The 20,973-nt window shown below is 70.3% G+C and carries 19 protein-coding genes; 8 read left to right on the top strand and 11 right to left on the bottom strand.

Annotated elements, in window-relative coordinates; genetic code table 11:
- The first annotated feature begins 135 nt into the window (after positions 1-135).
- Positions 136-2,904: an AfsR/SARP family transcriptional regulator gene (locus tag QRX50_RS19065; protein WP_285973291.1), complete on the top strand. Its 2,769-nt coding sequence runs from the start codon at positions 136-138 to the stop codon at positions 2,902-2,904.
- 129 nt (positions 2,905-3,033) lie between these two features.
- Positions 3,034-4,203: a serine hydrolase domain-containing protein gene (locus QRX50_RS19060; protein WP_285973290.1), complete on the top strand. Its 1,170-nt coding sequence runs from the start codon at positions 3,034-3,036 to the stop codon at positions 4,201-4,203.
- Here QRX50_RS19060 and gcvH read toward each other — a convergent pair.
- Entirely contained in the window at positions 4,179-4,559 is a 381-nt protein-coding gene (gene gcvH / locus QRX50_RS19055; RefSeq protein ID WP_285973289.1) for a glycine cleavage system protein GcvH, read from the bottom strand. The genes QRX50_RS19060 and gcvH overlap by 25 nt on opposite strands.
- Positions 4,560-4,935: 376 nt before the next feature.
- Here gcvH and QRX50_RS19050 point away from each other — a divergent pair, with 376 nt between their 5' ends.
- Positions 4,936-5,529, top strand: coding sequence for a helix-turn-helix transcriptional regulator (locus QRX50_RS19050; RefSeq protein WP_285973288.1), 594 nt, complete (start codon positions 4,936-4,938; stop codon positions 5,527-5,529).
- A 39-nt stretch (positions 5,530-5,568) separates the two neighbouring features.
- Positions 5,569-6,981, top strand: a complete 1,413-nt coding sequence (locus tag QRX50_RS19045) for a M20/M25/M40 family metallo-hydrolase (RefSeq protein WP_285973287.1) — start codon at positions 5,569-5,571, stop codon at positions 6,979-6,981.
- A gap of 41 nt (positions 6,982-7,022) precedes the next feature.
- On the opposite strand, the gene QRX50_RS19040 is transcribed toward QRX50_RS19045, so the two are convergent.
- A complete protein-coding gene (locus QRX50_RS19040; protein ID WP_285973286.1) occupies positions 7,023-7,208 on the bottom strand; it encodes a hypothetical protein in 186 nt (61 codons plus the stop codon).
- A gap of 96 nt (positions 7,209-7,304) precedes the next feature.
- Here QRX50_RS19040 and QRX50_RS19035 point away from each other — a divergent pair, with 96 nt between their 5' ends.
- The 3 genes from QRX50_RS19035 to QRX50_RS19025 are packed head-to-tail and all read left to right on the top strand — an operon-like array spanning position 7,305 to position 9,631.
- Positions 7,305-7,763 (top strand): helix-turn-helix transcriptional regulator, encoded by a 459-nt coding sequence (locus QRX50_RS19035; protein ID WP_285973285.1) that lies wholly within the window; start codon positions 7,305-7,307, stop codon positions 7,761-7,763.
- A 37-nt stretch (positions 7,764-7,800) separates the two neighbouring features.
- The gene (locus QRX50_RS19030) at positions 7,801-8,397 is read left to right on the top strand and encodes a TetR/AcrR family transcriptional regulator (RefSeq protein WP_285973284.1); all 597 of its coding nucleotides are present in this window, start codon (positions 7,801-7,803) and stop codon (positions 8,395-8,397) included.
- A gap of 55 nt (positions 8,398-8,452) precedes the next feature.
- On the top strand, positions 8,453-9,631 hold the full coding sequence (locus tag QRX50_RS19025; protein ID WP_285973283.1) for a Glu/Leu/Phe/Val dehydrogenase dimerization domain-containing protein: 1,179 nt from the start codon (positions 8,453-8,455) through the stop codon (positions 9,629-9,631).
- 12 nt (positions 9,632-9,643) lie between these two features.
- Here QRX50_RS19025 and QRX50_RS19020 read toward each other — a convergent pair whose 3' ends face one another.
- Positions 9,644-10,642: an outer membrane protein assembly factor BamB family protein gene (locus QRX50_RS19020; protein WP_285973282.1), complete on the bottom strand. Its 999-nt coding sequence runs from the start codon at positions 10,640-10,642 to the stop codon at positions 9,644-9,646.
- 394 nt (positions 10,643-11,036) lie between these two features.
- On the opposite strand from QRX50_RS19020, the gene QRX50_RS19015 reads away from it, so the two are divergent.
- Entirely contained in the window at positions 11,037-11,333 is a 297-nt protein-coding gene (locus QRX50_RS19015; protein ID WP_285973281.1) for a hypothetical protein, read from the top strand.
- A 63-nt stretch (positions 11,334-11,396) separates the two neighbouring features.
- Here the strand turns inward: QRX50_RS19015 and QRX50_RS19010 are convergent, their stop codons facing one another.
- The 8 genes from QRX50_RS19010 to QRX50_RS18975 all read right to left on the bottom strand — a co-directional run bounded on the left by QRX50_RS19010 (position 11,397) and on the right by QRX50_RS18975 (position 20,937).
- Positions 11,397-12,518, bottom strand: a complete 1,122-nt coding sequence (locus tag QRX50_RS19010) for a lactonase family protein (RefSeq protein WP_285973280.1) — start codon at positions 12,516-12,518, stop codon at positions 11,397-11,399.
- Between the two features lie 110 nt (positions 12,519-12,628).
- Positions 12,629-14,398, bottom strand: a complete 1,770-nt coding sequence (gcl, locus tag QRX50_RS19005) for a glyoxylate carboligase (protein WP_285973279.1) — start codon at positions 14,396-14,398, stop codon at positions 12,629-12,631.
- A gap of 26 nt (positions 14,399-14,424) precedes the next feature.
- Positions 14,425-15,306, bottom strand: a complete 882-nt coding sequence (locus QRX50_RS19000) for a 2-hydroxy-3-oxopropionate reductase (protein ID WP_285973278.1) — start codon at positions 15,304-15,306, stop codon at positions 14,425-14,427.
- 79 nt (positions 15,307-15,385) lie between these two features.
- Positions 15,386-16,702: a (Fe-S)-binding protein gene (locus tag QRX50_RS18995; RefSeq protein ID WP_285973277.1), complete on the bottom strand. Its 1,317-nt coding sequence runs from the start codon at positions 16,700-16,702 to the stop codon at positions 15,386-15,388.
- Positions 16,699-17,847 (bottom strand): FAD-binding oxidoreductase, encoded by a 1,149-nt coding sequence (locus QRX50_RS18990; RefSeq protein WP_285973276.1) that lies wholly within the window; start codon positions 17,845-17,847, stop codon positions 16,699-16,701. The genes QRX50_RS18995 and QRX50_RS18990 overlap by 4 nt, the downstream gene beginning before the upstream one ends.
- A gap of 5 nt (positions 17,848-17,852) precedes the next feature.
- Positions 17,853-19,301, bottom strand: a complete 1,449-nt coding sequence (locus QRX50_RS18985; protein WP_285974500.1) for an FAD-linked oxidase C-terminal domain-containing protein — start codon at positions 19,299-19,301, stop codon at positions 17,853-17,855.
- A gap of 172 nt (positions 19,302-19,473) precedes the next feature.
- Positions 19,474-20,220 carry a haloacid dehalogenase type II gene (locus QRX50_RS18980; protein ID WP_285973275.1) on the bottom strand — a complete coding sequence of 249 codons (747 nt, stop codon included), beginning with the start codon at positions 20,218-20,220 and terminating at the stop codon, positions 19,474-19,476.
- Positions 20,221-20,250: 30 nt separating this feature from the next.
- The gene (locus tag QRX50_RS18975) at positions 20,251-20,937 is read right to left on the bottom strand and encodes an ArsR/SmtB family transcription factor (RefSeq protein WP_285973274.1); all 687 of its coding nucleotides are present in this window, start codon (positions 20,935-20,937) and stop codon (positions 20,251-20,253) included.
- Positions 20,938-20,973: the final 36 nt, after the last annotated feature.

Below are 20,973 nucleotides of genomic sequence, written 5' to 3'. Positions count from 1 at the left end.
AAGGATTCCGGATCCGAATTCATCGGCGGCGCGGAACTAGAATGCGGGACGCGGTTACCTGTCGGGTGAGACATTCGACGACCGTGCTTAAGATGCGGCGAATGTTCGCGCGGAGCGGGTCAGAGGTGGTCTCAGATGTCTCTCGGCTTCCGGCTCCTGGGCAACGTCGAGGTGGTCCGGGGCGAGGAGCCCCAGCCGATCGGTCCGGCGGGGCCGCGCGCCATCCTGGTGGCGCTGCTGCTCGAAGCCGGCCAGCCGGTCTCGCTCGACGACCTCGTGGTCCGCGTGTGGGGCGACGAAGCACCGGGCAGCGCGCGGGGCATGGTGCACAGCTACTTCACCCGGCTGCGCACGGCGCTGGCGGGTGAACACCAGATCGTGCGCCGGGGCCACGGTTACGTGCTCGACGTCGAGCCCGACCACGTCGACGTCCAACGCTTCCGGCGGCTGATCTGGCTCGCCCGCCGCTCGGCGGACGCCGAGGAGCAGGTCGGGTTCTACGACGAAGCGCTGGACCTGTGGCGGGGCGAACCGTTCGCGGGCCTGGACAGCCCGTGGCTGCGGGAGTTCCGCACCGCGCTGCGGGCCGAGCGCGAGGAAGTGCTGCTGGCCAGAACGGACCTGCAGCTCGAGCTCGGCCGCCACGCGCAGGTGCTGCCGACGCTCACCAGCCGGGCCGAGCACCATCCGTACGACGAACGGCTCGCCGGACAGCTGATGGTCGCGTTGCACCGCACCGGCCGCCAAGCCGACGCGCTGCGGCACTTCCAGAAGGTGAAAACGCTGCTGGCCGAGGAGCTGGGCGTGGATCCCGGTCCCGCGCTCAGGGCCGTGTACCAGGCGATCCTGCGGGACGAGACCACTGTGGACGATCACCTCTCGCGTCCCGGTCCGGCGGACGACGATCCCGGCCTGCCACCGCCGGTTCCGCGGCAGCTGCCGGCGCCGCCCCGCGCGTTCACCGGGCGGGACCGGGAGCTCTCGGCACTGGCGGACGCCCCGGTGTCGGTGATCGTCGGCCCCGGCGGAGTCGGCAAGACCTGTCTCGCGCTGCGCTGGGCGCACGACCACGCCGGCCGCTACCCCGACGGGCAGCTGTTCGTGGACCTGCGCGGGTTCGCGCCGTCCGGGGACCGCGTGCCACCGGAGACCGCCGTGCGCGCGTTCCTCTCCGCGCTCGGCGTGAAACCGGCGGCCGTCCCGCAGGACCTCGCCGCGATGAGCGGTCTCTACCGCAGCCTGGTGGCGGACAAACGCCTGCTGGTCGTCATCGACAACGCGCTCGACGCCGACCAGGTCACCCCGCTGCTGCCGGGCACCCCGCAGTGCCCGGTGGTGGTCACGAGCCGCAACCGGCTGACCACGTTGGTCTCCAGCCACCACGCCGACCTCATCTCCCTTGACGTCCTCGACGGCGCCGCGGCTCGGCAGCTGCTCGTCTCGCGGCTGGGCCCTTCGCGAACAGCGGCGGAACCGGCCGCCGTCACTCGGCTCGCCGACGCGTGCGGGGGCCTGCCGCTGGCCCTGAGCATCGTCGTCGGCCGGGCGCAGGAGCACCCCGAGTTCGCGCTCACCGCGCTGGCCGACGAGCTCGTCGACTCGGGCTCCACCCTCAACGCGCTGGAAATCGGCACCGACCTCGGCATCCGGGCGGTGCTGCGGACGTCACTGGCGGCGCTGGCGGGCGAGCCCGCGGAGCTGTTCACGCTGCTCGGTCTCGTGCCCGGCCCGGACATCTCCCTCGACGCCGCGGCGTCACTCGCGGGCAGGACCTACGCGGCGACGCGGACCGCGTTGCGAGTTCTCGAACGCGCTTCGTTGGTCCAGCAACACGAGCCGGGCCGCTTCCGCCTCCACGACCTGGTGCGTGCGTACGCGCGAGAACTCGCACAGCTTTCGCGCGACAACGAACAAATCACGTCCGCGCTCCACCGTCTCACGTGCTTTTACCTCCACACCCTGGTTCACGCGGTCACCCTCGCCGACGCCGGGCGCCCGCCCATCACCCCCGTGCCGCTGCCCGCGGGATGCACGCCGGTGCCGCTGCGCGACGGCACCGAGGCCAAGCGGTGGGTGAACACGGAGGCCGAGAACATCGGCGCCGTCCGATTCGTGGCGACAGCACGTGAGTGGCACAAGATCGTGTGGCAGCTGGCGTGGGGCAGCAGCTCGCTCTACGCCACCCAGGGCGACGCGCATCAAGCCATCGGCATCTGGCGAGACGGCCTGGCGGCCGCGCAGATCCTCGGGGACCGCGGCTCCGAATGCCTGGCGCACCGCGTGATCGCGCAGGCGCTCACCCGCACCGGCCGCCACGAGGAAGCCGTCCAGCACGTCGAGGTGGCACTGACCATCGCCGAGGAACTCGGGGACGTGTCGCAGCGCGTGCTCAGCCTCAACGCGTGGTCCGAGATCTCCGTGCGCGCGGGGCGGATCGCCGAGGCCGTCGAGCTGAGCACGGAGGCGTGGCAGCTGGCCACCGGGCTGCCCCCGGCGATCCGGGCGTGGGTGGGCAACCACCTGGCGTGGGCGCTGCAGCTGGAGAACCAGCACGAAAAGGCGCTGGAAATCTCGGAGAACACGCTCGCGCTGGCCGACGAGGCCCGCATGAACAACATCCGGCCGGCCATTTTGGACACGCTCGGAACCATCCACCTCGGCCTCGGCAATCTGGACCGGGCCATCGCCTACCTCGAGGAAGCGCTGGCGCTGTTCGGGGACGAGATGTTCTCCATTCCGGACACCCTGCTCACGCTCGGCGCCGCCTACGAGAAGCTGGGCCGCCACGACCTCGCGGTGAAAAGCCTGCGCCAGGCGGTGGATCTCTACCATCAGCAACACCGCGAGCACGACGGGCGGCAAGCCCGGCGCGCGCTCGACGAACTCCTGCGGGAGACCGCGTGATCGAGCGGGCGACGTTTCCCGCCTTTCCGGCCAACTCCGAGTTTTCCCGCCGCACGGCCGGGGAGAATCGGCTTCGCCGGGCCGCCACCAGCGCGTCCGGCGACTTCGCCTCGACCTAAGGAAAGCCCGATGCCCCTCTCGTCCCCCGCACCCCTCCACGGTGAGACCGCCGAAGGTTTCGAGCCGGTGGCCCAGGCTTTCCGCGAGAACTTCAGCGAGCGTGACGAGCTGGGCGCGGCCGTTACCGTCGTGGTACGCGGCCGGGCCGTGGTCGACCTGTGGGGCGGCTGGGCGGACGAGGAGCGCCGGGCTCCGTGGCGGCGCCCGACCCTGACCAACCTGTGGTCGAGCACCAAGGGCCTGGTCGCACTGTGCGCGTTGCAGCTCGTGGAAAGCGGCGACCTCGACCTCGACGCGCCGGTCGCCCGCTACTGGCCCGAGTTCGCCGCCTCGGGCAAGGCCGACATCCCGGTCCGGTGGCTGCTTTCGCACCGCTCCGGCGTCACCGGGGTCGCGCCCGAGCATCCGCTGCAGATCGACGACCTGCTCGACTGGACGAAGATGACCCTGCTCCTGTCCGCGCAGGAGCCGCTGTTCGAACCGGGTTCGGCGAGCGGGTACCACGCGCTGTCCTACGGTTTCCTCGTCGGTGAGGTGATCCGCCGGATCACCGGGCAGACTGTCGGCGAGTTCTTCCGGGCCAACGTGGCGCAACCGCTCAACGTGGACGTCCACATCGGAGTGAGCCGCGACGACCTCACCCGCTGCTCCACGATGGTGGAGCCGACCGCAGGTCCGGAAAGGACTGTCGTGCCGGACCGCGCGACGCTGGCGGCGCTCGCCAACCCCCTTCCGCTGGGCCGCACGGCGAACCTCACCCGCTGGCGCGTCGCGGAGGTACCGGCGGCCAACGGGCACGGCACCGCCCACGGCCTGGCCACGATCTACGGCGCCCTCGCCGATGGTTCGGAACGGCTGCTCCGGCACGAAACCATCGAGCTCGGCCGCACCGGTCAGGGCCGCTGCCGCGACCTGGTCATGTGCCTGGACAACGAGTTCGGCCTCGGTTTCACCCTCGGCGGCGACCAGCTCAGTTTCGGCCCCAACCCCCGCGGCTTCGGCCACGACGGATTCGGTGGCTCGACTGGGTTCGCCGACCCGGAGAACGGCGTCGGCTTCGGGTACGTGATGAACCGGATGGGCTCCCACCCCCGCGACGACCCGCGCAAGATGGCACTGGTCGAAGCGACCTACGCCTGCCTCGCCCGCGTGGCTCAGCCCTCGGTGAAGGTCCGGTAATCCGGTGCGCCCAACAGCTTCGTCTCCCCGGCCCGCACGTCGACGGTGATGAGCCAGCCGTCGCCGTACGGGTCGTCGTTGACGACCTCCGGGCTGTCGGCGAGCAGGCCGTTGACCGCGGTGACCACCCCGGGCACCGGTGCGTAGACCTCCGCCACGCTCTTCGTCGACTCGACCTCGCCGAACGGCTCGCCCGCCACGACCTCGGCACCCACCGCCGGCAGGGACACGGAAATGATGTCGCCCAGCTCCTCCTGGGCGAAGTCGCTGACGCCGACGCGTGCGGAGTTGTCCGGCAGCCGCCGCACCCACTGGTGGGTGACCGTGTACTCGACCTCGGGGTCCACTTCGGCCATTTCGGTGCCACACCTTTCGCGGGCGGACGGGTTGCGGTTCACTGCTGCTCGCCGGACGAGCGTAGATCGTCCCCGACCGCCGCGACGGGGTCGTCGTATGAGTCTTTCCGAGGCTCGGCCACCGAAGAACGAATGACACCGACGGTGCGCGGGTGATCGCCGCGCGCGATAAAGCTTTCCTCAATGCCGGACCAACGCGCCCGAGGCATGCTGGAGAAGCACCAGGAGCACACCCGCGTCCCCCACCGGCTCCGGCTGACGAGACAGGCAAGGAAAGAGCACCATGGAACACGTTGCGGTCCGGCCCCGGCCCCCCGTCCCGGGATCCCACCCCGTCGCGCTCCGGCCGCGGGTCGCCCAGCAGGTTTCGGTCCGGGTGGAAGCCACGGACACCCTCAGCGCCACGGGCCTGCGGCTGGTCCTCGAAAGTCACGCCGGCCTCGTGCGGGCGCGCTCGGGCTCGCGTCCCGACGTCCTCGTGTTCTCGACGCCACACGTGAACACCGCGGCGGTGGCGGAGCTGCGGGCCCTGCAGTCCTCGGGTGTCCCGGTCGTCCTGCTCACCGCCCGGGTCGAGGAAGCCGCGCTACTCACGTTGATCGAGCACGGGGTGGCCGCCGTCGTCGACAGCAAGTCGGCCGACGGCGCCGAGCTCGCCGCCGCGGTGTCGGCCGCCGCGCACCAGCACAGCGTGATGTCGCAGGACCTGCTCGGCACGCTCTTCGGCCTCGTGCGGCGGATGCAGCGCGAAACACTCGGTCCCCTGGGCGTGAACAGCGCCGGCCTCACCGAGCGCGAGGTCGAGGTGCTGCGGCTCCTGGCCGACGGGGCGGAAACCGCCGAGATCGCCCGGAAGCTGACTTATTCGGAAAGCACGATCAAACACGTCCTGCACAGCCTCACCACCCGCTACAAGCTCCGCAACCGCGTGCAAGCCGTCGCGTTCGCGCTGCGCGCCGGCGTGTTGTGATTCGCTGATCGAGTAGTCACGAAGAAACGGGGCGGACTGGTGGAAATCGAACAGGTGCGACAACACGTCAAAGCCGCTTGGGCGGACCGGGTCCTGCCGAGCCTCGCTGAGTTCGTGGCGATCCCCGCGGTCTCTCCCGCGTACGACGCGCAATGGCGCGAACGCGGGCACCTGCGCCGCGCGGTCGAGCACGTCCGCGGCTGGATCGAGGCGAACGCGCCCGCAGGCAGCACCGTCGAGGTCGTGGAGCTCGACGGCGTGCCGCCTCTGCTGTTCGCGGAAATCCCCGCCACGCCGGGAGCGTCCGGCGACGGCACGGCACTGCTCTACGGGCACCTCGACAAGCAGCCACCGTCCGACGGCTGGTCCGAAGGGCTCGGCCCGTGGCAGCCGGTGCTGCGCGGTGACCGGCTCTACGGCCGCGGCGCGGTGGACGACGGTTACGCGCCCTACGCGGCTCTCACCGCCGTCACCGCGGTCCGGGCCGCCGGCGGCGAGCACTGCCGTGTGGTTCTCGTGCTGGAGGCGGGCGAAGAATCCGGCAGCCCCGGCCTGCCGGACTACCTCAGCCACCTGGCGGACCGGCTCGGCCGCGTGAGCCTCGTGACCTGTTTGGACTCCGGCGGCGGTGACTTCGAACGGCTGTGGGTCACGCGGAGCCTGCGCGGGATCCTCCAGGCCACGCTCACCGTCGCCGTGCTCGAAGAAGCCGTGCACTCCGGGATCGCCAGCGGTGTCGTCCCCAGCTCGTTCCGCGTCCTGCGGCTGCTGCTCGACCGGCTCGAGGATCCCGCCACCGGAAGGGTCCTGCTGCCGGAGCTGAACGCGCCGATTCCGCCCGAACGCGTGGCGGACGCGCAGCGGCTGGCCGAGCTGCGTCCAACCTCGACATTGCACCCGCTTTCCCTGGTCCCCGGCGGCCGGCCCGCCGCCGACGACGAGGCCGAGCGCATCCTCAACAACACCTGGCGCCCGACACTGTCGGTCACCGGCGCGGCCGGCCTGCCGGACGTGGCCGAAGCCGGCGCGGTGCTGCGGGCCTCGACCTCGCTGCGGCTCAGCTTCCGCCTGCCGCCCACCGTCGACGCGGCCGACGCCGCCGCCGCACTCGAACGAGTGACCACCACCGACGTGCCGTTCGGCGCTTCCGCGACGATCACCGACTTGATGGCCCAGGACGGCTGGTGCGCGCCCGAGCCGCCGGGGTGGTTGTCCAACGCACTCGAATCCGGCGTTTTCGAAGCCCCGCACCAGTTTCTGGGCCTGGGCGGCGGGATCCCGTTCATGCAGCTGCTCGGCCGGGCCTACCCGGACGCGGCGTTCCTCGTCACGGGCGCGGTCGGTGCCGAGTCGAACATGCACGTGCCCGACGAGTGGCTGAACATCCCCTTTGCCCGCCAGGTCACCGAAACCGTCGCCCACGTGCTGGCCGCGCACGCTCTCCAGCGTTGAGGAGACCCATTCGCCGTTTCGTGGTTCGGCCACCGGATTTCTCATGTGACCGAACTCTTGCGAAACCGGTTCCCGGCGAAATCGCTCAGTATCTTCGGTGGGAGAACGGCACCGGAGGAGGGATTCGTCGTGACGTCCAGTTCACCCGTCGCGGCCCGGCCGCGCCGGTCGCTCACCGAGGTCGCGGTCACGGTCTTCGGCCCCGATCCGCTGACGACCGAAGGCATCCGCAAGCTCCTCGGCGTCGAAACCCCGCGCACGGCAGGAGACGAGCCGGCCCCGACGTCACCGTCGTCGCCGACGACCGCTTCTCCACGGCCACGATGCGCCGCGTTCAGGCCGCGGCCGTGCTCACCGCCCCCATCGTCCTGCTCACCGCCGACGTGCGCGAGCACTCCCTGCTCTCCCTCGTCAGCCACGGCGTCGTCGCCGTTCTCGACCGCACCACCGCCACCGGCGCCGACCTCGCCGACGCGGTCCTCTCGGGAGCCAACGGCTCCGCGGTGATGTCACCCCGCCTGCTCGGCACCCTCGTCGCTCAGATCCGCGGCCTGCAACGCGACGTCCTGGAACCATTGGGCTACACCGGCCCCGGACTGTCCACACGGGAGGTCGAGATCCTCCGCATGCTCGCCGAAGGCGTCGAAACGCGCGAGATCGCCAAAACCCTCGTGTACTCCGAAAGCACGGTGAAGAAGGACCTGGCCTCGATCATCGGCCGCTTCAACCTTCGCAACCGCACCCAGGCGGTGGCTTTCGCGCTCCGCGCGGGTGTCCTGTGAGCCACTACTGACTGGCAAGTCAGGATAAGCTCATCCCGTGAGCCGCAGCCGGAAAGACACCACCGTGCGCCGGGACGAGATCCTGCGCGCCACCGTTCGCCACATCGAGCAGGCCGGAATCCACGCCGTGCGCATGGCCGACGTCGCGGCCGACCTGTCGGTGAGCACGTCATTGGTGCTCTACCACTTCAAGAACAAGGAAGCGCTGATCGCGGAAGCCTTCACCTGGGCCGCGCAACGCGATCTCGAGAAGCTCGAACAGCTGACCGCGGGCCTGGCCACCGCGTCCGAACGCCTCAGCACCGCACTGGACTGGTACGCGCCGACGGGGCAGGCGAAGCGGTGGCGCCTGTGGATCGAAGGGTGGTCGGCGGCGCTGCGCGAACCCGAGCTCCGGCAGGTCGGCCGCGAGCTGGACCTGCGCTGGAAGGAAGCGCTCGTCACGATCATCCAGGACGGCGTGCACGCCGGCGAGTTCACCGCGCCCGACCCGCGCGGCGCGGCCTGGCGGATCACCGCTTTCCTCGACGGCCTCGCCGTGCAGGCCCTGGTGCACGGCGGGGTGCAGAACCGCGAGCGGATGCAGGAGTGGGCGCGCCGGCATGTCGTGCGCGAGCTGGGGCTCGCCCGTTGACAACCGCTCGTTCGCTACTGCATGGTGATTCAGTAGCGAACGAATCGGGGCACACATGACAGCGCGGGAGCCACACCTCTCGATCACCTGGACCGACGCCGAGACGGGCCGCCGCGGGTTCGTGGTCGTCGACCGCCTGGTCCGCGGCGTCGCGAGCGGTGGGCTGCGCATGCGCGAAGGCTGCACGCTGGACGAAGTGCGCGGCCTGGCGGCGGGCATGACCCGCAAGGAAGCGCTGCACTACGAACCCGGCGCCCGCTACATCCCGCTCGGCGGTGCCAAGGGCGGTCTCGACTGCAGCCCGCACGACCCCGCCGCCCGCGGCGTGCTCACCCGGTTCCTGGCCGCAGTGCGCGCGATCGTCGAACGGCACTGGACCACCGGGGAGGACCTGGGCGTCCGGCAGGAGACGATCGACGAGGTCGTGGTGGAGCTCGGTTTGGACAGTTCCGTGCAGGCGGTGTACCCCTTGCTGGACAACGCCGACGAGGCGCGCGCCCGGCTGGCGAAGGCGTTTTCGATCGAAGTCGACGGCGTCGCGTTGCCCGAGCTCGTCGGCGGGCTCGGGGTGGCACAAGCCGCGCTCACGGCCATGGACCGGCTCGGTCTGCCGGCCGCGGCGCGCCGGGCCGTCGTGCAGGGCTTCGGTTCGATGGGCGGCGCAACCGCGCGCTACCTGGCCCGGGCCGGCGCCCTCGTCGTGGGCATCGCCGACGCCGACGGCGTGGTGGCGAACCCCGAGGGCCTCGACGTCGAACGTCTTCTGCACACCCGCGACCCTCTGGGCGGCCTGGACCGCACACAGCTGCGCCCGGCCGACCGCGAACTCCCGCCGGGCTCCTGGCTCGACGTCGAGTGCGACGTCCTCGTCCCGGCCGCCGTTTCCTACTGCCTCGACGAGACGAACCAGCACCGCGTCACCGCGCAGCTCGTCGTCGAAGCGGCCAACATGCCGACCACAGCCGGGGCCGAGGCCGCGCTCGCCGCCCGCGGCGTCACCGTGATCCCCGACTTCGCCGCCAACTCGGCCACCAACGCCTGGTGGTGGTGGACCCTCTTCGGCGACATCGACGCCGACGCTCAGCAAGCCGAAGCCAAAGTCCGCGAAGCCATGGACCGCATCATCACCGACCTGCTCGCCCAGGCCGAGGCCGCCGCGGTGTCCCCCAGGGCGGCCGCGCAACAGGTCGTGGACCGCAAGCTGGCCGAGATCGAGCTCCGGTACCCGGCCTGAACCGAGCCTCGGTCAGTCGATGGCGGTGACCAGGCCGTCGCGACTGCCGATCACCAACGCGCCGTCGCCGGTGAGGGCCGGGTAGCTGTCCACCTTGCCGCCGAGGGCGAGGTCGAAGAGGCGGGTGCCGTCGGGGTTGTAGCCGTAAGCGTGGCCGTTTTCTCCGCCGAAGTAGAGGTGGTAGGTGCGGTCGACGATGGTGGAGCTCCAGATCTGGGCGCCGATGGGGCCGTAGTGGGTCGTCTCGTGTCCGGTGTGGACGTCGAAGACGTGGACCTGTCCACTGTGGTCGGCGACGTAGGCCAGGCCGGTGGCGGTGACCACGGGCGAGGAGTACGTGATCACGCGCGGCGCCTGCCAGGCGAGTTTCCCATCGGGGTGGTAGGCCCATTCGGCGCGGCCGTTGGTGCCCAGCAGCACGGTGCCGTCCGGAGCGAGGCCCGCGGAGACCTCGGTGATGTCGTCGTGGGGGTCGCCGCGCCAGGCGATGCGGGCGGAGCCGCCTTGGTCGTCGAGGGCGATCAACGACGAGTCGGCGGTGGTGTAGACGCGGCCGTGGCCGTCGGTGACCACCGAGCCGTAGGAGGTCGTTCCGGTGTCGACGGTCCACACGAGGCGACCGGACGCGGTGTCCACTGCGGACACCGTGCCGTCGCCGGTCCCGACGTAGACCCGGGTCCCGTCGAAGGACACCGGAGACGTCACCCGAGAAGTGAACTCTTTCGTCCACAGTGGCCGACCGGACGGAGACAACGCGATCAGGTCTTCGCCACTGGGTAGGAGGATGGTGCCGTCGCGGAGGACGAGGGGTGAGATCGACAGGTCGCCACCGACGGGGTCCTTCGTGTCGTAGGTCCACTTGTCGTGCCCGTCGGCCGGGTCGAGGGCGTGGAGCACGCCGCCGTTCGAGGCGATGAACACGGTGCCGTCCGCGCCGACCACCGGACCCGGGGTCGTGGCGCCTTCGAGGCGCCGTTGCCAGCGGATGGTGCCGCGCGTCGGTCCCGACACCGCCGAGGCACCCGAGTGCCTGGCGTCGTGCAACGCCGAAGGCCAGGGCGTCCACGTCGCGACACCGGCCGACGCCTGAGGAAACACGAAGGGAGGCGCGGCCGGCGTGACCGCAACAGCGCCGCAGGCAGCGAGAAGGAACACACCGGCAGCAAGGGCACCACGTCGGAACACCACGTCCCCGAAGCTACAAGCGCCTGGGCCATCCCAGGGCCACCCCGGTCATTACGAACCCCTAACCGGCACCGTCCTCAATGGCCAGGAGCAAGCCCTCGAAGTCTTCCTCGTTCGGGCCGCACCACTAGGCAGACGCGGCGTTAGCCAACGGTAAGGGATCTTTGCCGTGACGCGAGGCACACTACGAACAGTGGTCATCCAGCCAAGGAGCGTTGCCATGCAAAGGTCACCGGAAACCGCCCACACACCGCACCTGAGCCGCAAAGCGTGGGTCATCCCGGCCGCAGCGGCGGGGTTCGCCCTGTTCGTAGCGGCCGGCGCGCGAGTCGCCGCCATCTTCGCCGAGTCCATGATGAGCGGCGTCGCCCTCATCGGCTCGTGGCTGATCCTCGCGCTGGGCCTGGCCTACGCGGGCACGCGGCTGCGGCCGGGGCTCGGCGCGGCGCTGTTCGTCGGGTTCGCCGTGGGTGTCCTCGCCGTCGCGTTCTTCGGCGGGATGCACATGCTCACCTGAGATCTTTCGAATTCCTCACCGATAGGGGGAAAGCCGTCGTGGCCACGAACGAGGGCGGCCCGGTCAGCTCTCCGGTAGGGTGATGCTCGTCAGGTCCGGCTGACGGCCACCCGTGAGTACCGGCGGCCGCGGGGTGCCCACCGAACCGTCGGCGGCCAGCGGATAACTCGTGACACTTCCGTCGCCGTTGGTGTTGAAGTTCGCGTTGTAGAGGCTGCGGCCGTCGTGGGACAGTGCGATGCCCTCGGCTCCGTTGCCGCCGGTCGCCACCGCCGGGCCTGCCGGGCTGATGCCGGTGGCCGTCACCGTGAACGTGGTGATGTGCCCGGGCCCGGTGCCGTTCGCGAAGTTGGCGATGTAGGCGCGGTCGCCTTGAGCGGTGAGGACGATGCCGCGGGGCTCGTGGGCCGGGTTGGGCACGGTGCTGACCAGCGTGGGCCGGGAATTCGCGCCCAAGTGGAGGAAGCTGATGCTGTCGGCCAGGGAATTCGTGACGAGGACGTGCGAGCTGTCCGGGGTGATGGCGGCGAAGAACGCCCCCTTGCCCGTGGCGACGGTCGTCACCCAGGTGAGGCTGCCGTCACCGGCGATGGTGAACGTCGAGATGTCACCTGAAGCGCTGTTGGCCGTGACGAGCGTGCGGCCGTCGGGCGAGACCGCCAAAGCCGTCGTGCCGCGGCCGTGGGCGGGGATCGTCGCGACGCCGTGGGGCAGGCCGTCGGCCGAAACGCGGTAGTGCGAAACGGTTCCGTCGCCGCCGTTGCTGAAGTTGGCCGTGTAGAGGTTCTTGCCGTCCGGGCTCAGCGCGATGCCGGACGGGGTCACGGGTTCCGGTGCCGGACCGTGCGCGGAGGGGAAGGCGGTCAAGCGCCCGTCGACTTCGATCCGGAATGGAGTGACGTCCCGCGTGCCCCAGTTGCCGACGTAGAGCCATTTCCCGTCGCGCGAACGGACAGACGCCTGCGGGTGGGTGTCACCTTTCCCCACCGGCAGCGAAATCGCCGGTGTCTTCAGCGCACCGTCTTCATCGAGCCCGAACTCGGCGACGGTGTCGGACGCCCAATTGGTCACGTACACCGCGCGGGGCCCCGGGGCCGCGGGCGCGGCGGGCTCGTCCGAAGAACAAGCTGCGAGCCCGACCGCGACCACGGCCGCGAGACCACCGGCTATCACGCGTTTCACCATGAATGTTTCCTTCGTCTTGGCCGGGCTGACCGAAACCAGGCTAATCGCCGACGAAGGCGTGGCAGTAGTTTCCGATTCCTTACGGCACGGAACCCTCCACTTCGGACGCGTCAGTGCGTGAGCGCGGTCGGCGCGTCCTCCGGGCGTTCGGCCAGCGGCTCGAACTCGTTCACGCCAGCGAGGTCCGCACCCATCGAGATGTTCGTGACGCGTTCCAGGATCACCTCGACGATCACCGGCACGCGGTACTCGGCCGCCAGCTGCCGCCCCTTCTCCAGCCCCGCCCGCAGATCCTCGGGCCGGCGCACGCGAATGGCCTTGCAGCCCAAGCCCTCGGCCACCTTCACGTGGTCCACGCCGTAGCCGGCCGTCTCGGGCGAGTTGACGTTCTCGAACCCCAGCTGCACGCAGTAGTCCATGTCGAAGGCCCGCTGCGCCTGCCGGATCAGGCCGAGGTAGGAGTTGTTGACCAGCACGTGGACGTACGGGCGGTTGAACTGCGCGCCGGCGGCCAGCTCCTCGATCATGAACTGGAAGTCGTAGTCCCCGCTGATCGCCACGACCTCGGCGTCCGGGTCCGCGGTGGCCACGCCCAGCGCGGCCGGGACCGTCCACCCGAGTGGCCCGGCCTGTCCACAGTTGATCCAGTGCCGCGGCCGGTACACGTGCAGGAACTGCGCCGCGGCGATCTGCGAAAGCCCGATGGCCGAGACGTAGCGGGTGTCCTTTCCGAACACCTGGTTCATCTCTTCGTAGACGCGCTGCGGTTTGATCGGCACCTCGTCGAAGTGCGTCTTGCGTTCCATCGTGGACTTGCGGCGCGCGCAATCCGCTGCCCACGTCGCGCGATCCGGCAGCGTACCGGCATCGCGTCGCTCCCGGGCCGCCGCGACGAACTGCTCCAGCGCGGCTTTCGCGTCGGACACGATCCCGTAGTGCGGCGCGAACACACGGCCGATCTGCGTCGGCTCGATGTCGACGTGGACGAACGTGCGCTCGCCGCGGTAGACGTCGAGATCACCCGTGTGCCGGTTGGCCCAGCGGTTGCCGATGCCCAGCACGCAGTCGGCTTCGAGCATGGTCGCGTTGGCGCCGCGGTGGCTCGTCTGGATGCCCGCCATGCCGGCCATCAGCGGGTGGTCGTCGGGGATGGTGCCCCAGCCCATGAGCGTGGGGATCACCGGGATGCCGGTCAGCTCGGCGAACTCGACCAGCAGGTCGGCCCCGTCGGCGTTGATGATCCCGCCGCCGGCCACGATCACCGGTCGCTGGGCCGCGCCCACCAGATCCAGCGCCCGGTCGACCTGGGCGCGCGTCGCCGCCGGTTTCGCGACGGGCAGGGGTTCGTAGGAGTCGATGTCGAAGTCGATCTCGGCCAGCTGCACGTCGATCGGCAGGTCGATCAGCACCGGGCCGGGCCGGCCGGTGCGCATGAGCCAGAACGCCTTCTGGAACGTGCCCGGCACCTGCGCGGGCTCCATCACCGTCACGGCCCACTTGGTGACCGGGGCCGCGATGGCCGCGATGTCGACAGCCTGGAAGTCTTCCTTGTGCAGCTTGGCCACCGGCGCCTGGCCGGTGATGCAGAGGATCGGGATCGAGTCCGCGCTGGCGGAGTACAGACCGGTGATCATGTCGGTGCCCGCCGGGCCCGAGGTGCCGATGCACACGCCGATGTTCCCCGGCTGGGTCCGGGTGTAGCCCTCGGCCATGTGCGAGGCACCTTCGACGTGGCGGGCCAGCGTGTGCGCGACGTTTCCGTCTCGGCGCAACGCGGCGTAGAAGGGGTTGATGGCGGCGCCGGGCAACCCGAAGGCATTTGTGACACCTTCGCGGCGCAGCACTGCGACGGCGGCGTCGGCTGCGGTCATTCTGGGCATGAGTCCACTCCTGACAAGTGACTGTCCTACTGGGACCGGCCGGCGAGCTCTTCGGTGAGCTTGAACAGACCGGAATGGTCGAGCCCGCCGTCGCCGCGAGCGACGAGGGAGGCGATCAACTGGGCGACCGCACTGCCGAGCGGGATCGCCACCCCGGCTTCCCGTGCGGCCGCGGTGACGATGCCCATGTCCTTGTGGTGCAAGGAGAGGCGGAAACCGGCGGTGAAATCGCGCTTGAGCATGTTCTCCGACTTGCGGTCGAGGACGGTGCTGCCGGCCAGCCCGCCGCCGAGCACCTCCACGGCGACCACCGGGTCCACATCGGACGCTTCGGCGAGCACGAGCGCCTCGGCGAGCAGCTGCAGGTGTCCGGCGACCATGAGCTGGTTGGCGGCTTTGACGGTCTGGCCCGCACCGTGCGGACCGACGTGCACGATGGTGCGCCCGACGGCCTCGAGCACCGGCTTGGCGGCGGCGAAGTCCGCGGCGGCGCCACCGACCATGATGGACAGCACGCCCTCGACGGCACCGGCTTCCCCACCGGACACGGGCGCGTCGAGCACGCGGACGCCGGCTTTCGCACCGGCTTCGGCGACCGCGCGGGCCGTGGCCGGCTCGATGGTGCTCATGTCGATGACCAGCTGACCGGGGTGTGAGTTCTCGAAAATGCCGCCTTCGCCCATCACGACAGCCTCGACGTCCGGCGAGTCCGGCACCACCGTGATCACGACGTCCGAGTCCTTGACCGCTTCGGCGATGCTCGAGGCGCCCCGCCCGCGCGCGGCGACCAGCGCGTCGACCCGCTTCGCGCTGCGGTTGTAGCCGACGACGTCGTACCCGGCCTTGACCAGGTTCTCGGCCATCGGCAGGCCCATGGTGCCCAGGCCGATGAAACCCACCGTGCTCATGTGAAATCTCCTGTGAAATCGGCGCGCTGAACCAACACCGGAAAGCCGGCGGTGGAGAAATGGTGCGGTGAAATGACCCTCAGGAACGCGTATCGAGTGGATCGACGTTGCGAATGGACGCGTCGAGCAGCTGGAGCGGGTGTACGACCGGGATCCCCTGGTCGAGGAATCGGCGGATCTGCAGCAGGCCACCGGCGTTCGCGGTGGCCACAACGTCGGGTTCGACGTCCGCGAGGTGCTTCGCTTTGCGGCGGCCGAGTTCTTCGGCCGTCTCGGGCTCTACCAGGTTGTAGATCCCGGCCGATCCGCAGCACAGCTCCGCCTCGGCGATGTCGTGCACGGACAGCTCCGGGATACTGCCCAGCAGTTCGCGCGGTTGCCGGCGAATTCCCTGGGCGTTGGCCAGGTGGCAGGCGTCGTGGTACGCGACCTTGGTCTTCATCGGGTGCCGGGTGGCGCGGGCGGGGAGGTCCGCGATCAGCTCGTTGACGTCCCGCACTCGCGCGGCGAAGGTCCGCGCCCGCTCGGCGTATTCGGGAACGTCCGCGAGAAGGTCGCCGTACTCCTTGAGCGTGGAGCCACAACCGGCCACATTGGCGACGACGACGTCGAGGTCGTAACGCTCGAACATCTCGATGGTACCCTTCGCCCGGGTGAGGCCGTCTTCCTCCTGTCCCGCGTGGACGGACAGCGCACCGCAGCACTGGTTGTCCTGCGGAACGTAGACGTCGCAGCCCTCGGCGGCGAGCACCCGGATGGTGGCGGCGTTGACGCCACCGAAGAACACGCGGTTCGCGCAGCCGGCGAGCAGCCCCACGCGCAGCCGCGCTTGGCCGGCCGACTTGAGGGTCCGTTCCGGCGTCTTCGTCAGCAACGCCCGCAGCGTCACCGGCGGCAGCAACGCTTCCAGCGCCCTGAGGCGGGGCGGCAGCAGCTTCACGATGCCCAGCCGGTGGACGAGCGCGCGCAGGCCCAGCCGGGTGTAGAGCAGGCCGCCGAACGCCGCGAGCCGCAGCCGGCGCGGATACGGGAACAGCGAGAAGACGAACGCGCGAAAGACCTTGTCGAAGAAGCCGCGTGGCACATGGCGCTCGACCTGCGGCCGGACCGACTCGATGAGCTTGTCGTACTGCACACCGGAGGGACACGCGGTGGTGCACGCCAGGCAGCCGAGGCAGGTGTCCATGTGGTGGCCGAACGTCTCGTCCACGCCGATCTCGCCCCGGGCGGCCAGGTCCATCAGGTAGATACGCCCGCGTGGGGATTCCATCTCCTGGCCGGTGACGACGTACGTCGGGCAGGTCGGGAGGCAGAATCCACAGTGGACGCAGTCGTCGAGCAGCTCGCGCTTCGGCGGGTGGTGCTCGTCGAAGGAGCTGCCGAGGGTCGAGGTCATGACGCACGCTCCTCGTCTTCGAGCCAGGGTGAGAACCGGCCGGCACCGAACCGTCCGGCCGGGTCGAACTGCCGCTTGATCGCCTGCAGCACACGCACCGGCGCCGGTGGCGGGCCCCATCCGCGGTCGGCGGAGAGACCGTCGCGGCGCAGCACGGTCACGGCCGCGCCGAACTCCGCGTGCAACTGCGTGAGGAGTTCGTCGTGGTCGCCGCCGGCGAACCGCACGGTGTGGACGCCGATCGCCATCGAACTGGCCACCGCGGCTCCCGCGGCCACCATCCGCGTCACCAGAACCGGGCCGGCGGCAGGCATTGTCCCGATTCGCACAACTGTTGTCCCTTGAACACCATCCGCGATCGCGGCAACACCCGCCCAGGCCGCGTCCGCCTCCTCGGCCGTGAGTACCCGGGCCGTGGCGCCCGCAAGCCGGCACAGCTCACGTTCGCGCTGCTCGACACCCTCCGGTGTCCCTTCGAGCTTCACCAGCAGCCGTCCACCGGACCATTCGAGGGCCGACGCCTCCAACCCCGTCATGACGACCTTGCCGGCCAGGTCGAACGCCTCGACCGCACCCGCCTCGACCGCCACCGTGCACATCGCGGGCGGAAGCGGGTGTGACCGCAGAACCACTTCGGCGACGACCCCGAGCGTCCCGAGGGAACCGTGGAACAGCTTCGCCAGGTCGTAGCCGGCGACGTTCTTGATCACGTGTCCACCGGACCGCGCGACCGTGCCGTCACCGAGCACGACCGTCGTCCCGATGACCAGGTCGCGCAGGCTGCCGAACGCCGTGCGCAAGGGCCCGGCGTCGGCCGTGGCCAGCAACCCGCCGATCGTGGCGCCCCGCCGGGCGCGAGCCGGGTCGAGCACCACGCGCTGACCCGCCTCCGCGAGCGTCTCCTGAACGGTCGTGAACGGCGTACCCGCCCGAACCGCGATCGTCAGATCCGAAGGCGCGTATTTCAGCACCCCGGTCAACGACGTCGTGTCGATGACCGCGTCGGCCGGCTCGGCCGGCGCGCCCCACCCGGAGGCCGTCCCCGCACCGGTCACGAGCAGCCGAGGGTGGCTCGCCCGCGTGTCCGCCACCGCGGCGCGCACTTGCTCCACAGTGGACGGAGTGAACGAGATTTCCTGAGCCACGCCCTTCACATCCGCTCGATCAGGCCGGCGGCTTCGAGGGGATGTGGCTGGTAGACGCCCGGCCGTTCCCCGCACAGCCGCGGCGTCGGCAGCAGCTTGCCCGGGTTGCAGATCCCCGCGGGGTCGTACGCGAGCCGCAACCGCGCCATCGTGGCCAGGTCGTCCTCACTGAACTGCCGCGGCATCGAACACACCTTGTCCGTGCCGATCCCGTGCTCCCCGGACAACGAGCCACCCAGGTCCACGCACAGCTCGGCGATGGCCCGTGAGAGCGTCTCCGCCCGCTCGTGCTCGCCGGCGGCCTCGCTGTAGAGCACCAGCGGATGCAGATTCCCGTCCCCCGCGTGGAACACGTTCGCCACGCGCAGCCCGGCCCCGGCGGCCAGTTCGGAGATCCGAGTCAGCGCCGTCGCCAGCTGCGTACGCGGGACAACCCCGTCCTGCACGAAGTAATTCGGGCTGATCCGCCCGACCGCGGCGAACGCGGCCTTGCGGCCCTTCCACACCAGCGCCCGTTCCTCGGCGCTCGCCGGAATGCGCAGCTTCGTCGCCCCGAACTCCTCGCACAGCCGCTTCACCTGCGCGAACTGCGCGTCGACCTCGGCCTGCGGCCCGTCGAGCTCCACCACGAGCGCCGCGGCCGCGTCGCGCGAGTAGCCGGCGTCGACCGCCGCTTCGACAGCCTTGATGGCCAGCGCGTTCATCATCTCCACCGCCGCGGGCACGATGCCGGCCTCGATCACGGCGCTCACCGTGTCGCCCGCTTGCTCGACGGACGGGAAGTCGGCCACGAGTGTCTTGACCGCGGCCGGCTTGGCCAGCAGTTTCACGGTGATGCGCGTGGCGATGCCGAGCGTGCCTTCGGAGCCGATGAACGCGCCGAGCAGGTCGTACCCGCCCAGCTGCGGGCTGTCGCCGCCGAGGACCGTGGTCGAGCCGTCGGGCAGCACGACCTCGGCCGAGTGGATGTGGTGGACGGTGAAGCCGTATTTGAGGCAGTGCGCGCCGCCGGAGTTCTCCGCGACGTTGCCCCCGATCGTGCACACCTGCTGCGACGACGGGTCCGGCGCGAAGTACAGCCCGTACGGCGCCGCCGCCCGGCTGATGTCCACATTGGTCACTCCGGGCTCGACGATCGCGCGCCGGTTCACCACGTCGATCTCGACGACGGACCGCAGCCGCTGCAACGAGATCACCACCCCGTCGGCCACGGGCAGCGCACCGCCGGACAGCCCACTGCCGGCACCGCGAGCGACGAACGGCACGTCGTGCTTCGCGCAAACCCGCACGGCCGCGGCGACCGCCTCCGCCGTGCGCGGCACGAGCACCAGCGACGGGACGACACGGAAGCCGGTCAGCCCGTCGCATTCGTAGGACCGCAAGGCGACCGGGTCGGACGCCACCGCGTCAGCCCCCACGGCTTCGACGAACTCGGCGTGCAACCGCTGCGGCATCGTCGTCACCTCCACCAGCTCGTCCAGCGCTCCCCGGTTCACGGAGGCGGTCTGGAACATGACTGAGATACAAGTCGTAGCCCGTCCAACGCTAACTCTCAGCCTACCGAGCCACAAGGGCTGAAGACCAGAAATTTCCACCAAGTGTAATTGATTTTCCGCATGGTGAAATTCAATGACCTGCGTCGACACCCTTCCTAGCCCCGCGCAGCTGGCCGGCGAGGTCCGCGAAGCTCACCGCGCTGAGGTCGCAGTCCGTGGTCTCGGCGGCGTCGGCGGGCCGGTCGGGGCCCTTTTCCCCCGGTCGTTCGACGAAGGTCGTGCGGAACCCCGCGTCGCGGGCGCCGTGGATGTCCCAAGTGTGGGCGGCGACCATCAGGATGGTGCGAGGCTCGGCGTCGAGCAGCTTCGCCGCATTGACGTACGCGCGGCGATCCGGCTTGTACGCGCCCACGTTCTCGGCCGACAGGATCGCGTCGAACCCGAGGCCGGCACCCTTCACCACGTGGGTCAGCTGGGCGAACCCGCCGTTGGACAGCGCGACCACCACGAAGTCGCGGCGCAGCTCGGCCAGGCCCGCGGCGGCGTCCGGCCACGGCGGCAGCGCGTACCAGGCCCTGACCATGCGCTCGCGCGCCTCGGCGCCGAACTTCCCGGCGACGCCGAACACCTCCAGGCACTCGTCGAGCGCCTCGCGGTGCACGGCGTCGAGGTTCGCCCAGGCGCGCTCGCCGCGGTTGATCTGCCCGACCGCGGGCAGGTAACGCTCGCGCCACGCGTCCACGAGCGCGGGGCAGTCGAACTCGGTCTCGTGGTGTCCGGCGATCGCGGCCACGCCGTCGATCACGCCGCTACGCCAGTCCACAGTGGTCCCGAAGACGTCGACGGCGATCACCGTCACCTCGCTGACATCGAACATCTCGCTCCGTTCTCCGTTGAACAGCAACACTTACGCCTGCTCGACGCCCAGCCACTCGCGCAGCTCGCGCCGCCCGGCCTCGGTGAGATCGACGTCCCGGCTCGCCTCCAGGAGGTCGATCCAGCCCAGTTCGAGCAGCCGGCTCTTCACCGCGGCGCCGAGGCTGCCCGCGAGGTGGTTACGGCGTTCGCTCCAGTCCATGCACGGGCGGGCCAACGGCCGGGCGCGCCCGCGCAACCTGTCGACGTCGATCCCGTGCGCCGCCAGCTCGGCGCGTCCCGTGGCCGAAACGCCGTAGCAATCGTGGTCCTCGACGAGGAACCCCTTCGCCAGGAACGCGTCGTTGATGGCGACGCCGACGCTGCCCGCGAGGTGGTCGTAACAAACCCTGGCCTCGCGCAGCTTGCGCCCGCGCGTCGCCTGCCGCAACGACTTCGCCGGCCCGGGCGGCGCGAGCAGCAACAGGCCCTCGATCGCGTCGGCGACGGGGCCCGCGAGCCGGTACAGCCGCTGGCGGCCGGACACCTCGACGACGACCAGGCCGCCGTCCTTCAGCTTGCGCAGATGGGTGCTCGCCAGCGACGCCGAGATGCCGACCTCCGCCATCAACGCCGAGACCGGCTGCGGCCGTCCGTCGAGGAGCAGCAACAGCATCGCGGCGCGATTTCGGTCGGAGAGAAGGAATCCGATCCGGGCGAGATCCGCGTCACCTGCCATTCAGCCACGATAACTCCGGAACAGTTGAGCCCCGGT

The organism is Amycolatopsis sp. 2-15, from assembly GCF_030285625.1.
Lineage (GTDB): Bacteria > Actinomycetota > Actinomycetes > Mycobacteriales > Pseudonocardiaceae > Amycolatopsis > Amycolatopsis carbonis.
This window is presented reverse-complemented; position numbering and strand designations above follow the sequence as displayed.

Coding starts and splice junctions, on each gene's coding strand:
- QRX50_RS18980 (WP_285973275.1), bottom strand. CDS start 20,220: ATGTTCGATGTCAGCGAGGTGACGGTGATCGCCGTCGACGTCTTCGGG.
- QRX50_RS19035 (WP_285973285.1), top strand. CDS start 7,305: ATGCGCCGCGTTCAGGCCGCGGCCGTGCTCACCGCCCCCATCGTCCTG.
- QRX50_RS18985 (WP_285974500.1), bottom strand. CDS start 19,301: ATGCCGCAGCGGTTGCACGCCGAGTTCGTCGAAGCCGTGGGGGCTGAC.
- QRX50_RS19025 (WP_285973283.1), top strand. CDS start 8,453: ATGACAGCGCGGGAGCCACACCTCTCGATCACCTGGACCGACGCCGAG.
- QRX50_RS18975 (WP_285973274.1), bottom strand. CDS start 20,937: ATGGCAGGTGACGCGGATCTCGCCCGGATCGGATTCCTTCTCTCCGAC.
- QRX50_RS19015 (WP_285973281.1), top strand. CDS start 11,037: ATGCAAAGGTCACCGGAAACCGCCCACACACCGCACCTGAGCCGCAAA.
- gcvH (WP_285973289.1), bottom strand. CDS start 4,559: ATGGCCGAAGTGGACCCCGAGGTCGAGTACACGGTCACCCACCAGTGG.
- QRX50_RS18995 (WP_285973277.1), bottom strand. CDS start 16,702: ATGACCTCGACCCTCGGCAGCTCCTTCGACGAGCACCACCCGCCGAAG.
- QRX50_RS19000 (WP_285973278.1), bottom strand. CDS start 15,306: ATGAGCACGGTGGGTTTCATCGGCCTGGGCACCATGGGCCTGCCGATG.
- gcl (WP_285973279.1), bottom strand. CDS start 14,398: ATGCCCAGAATGACCGCAGCCGACGCCGCCGTCGCAGTGCTGCGCCGC.
- QRX50_RS19060 (WP_285973290.1), top strand. CDS start 3,034: ATGCCCCTCTCGTCCCCCGCACCCCTCCACGGTGAGACCGCCGAAGGT.
- QRX50_RS19040 (WP_285973286.1), bottom strand. CDS start 7,208: ATGCCTTCGGTCGTCAGCGGATCGGGGCCGAAGACCGTGACCGCGACC.
- QRX50_RS19010 (WP_285973280.1), bottom strand. CDS start 12,518: ATGGTGAAACGCGTGATAGCCGGTGGTCTCGCGGCCGTGGTCGCGGTC.
- QRX50_RS19065 (WP_285973291.1), top strand. CDS start 136: ATGTCTCTCGGCTTCCGGCTCCTGGGCAACGTCGAGGTGGTCCGGGGC.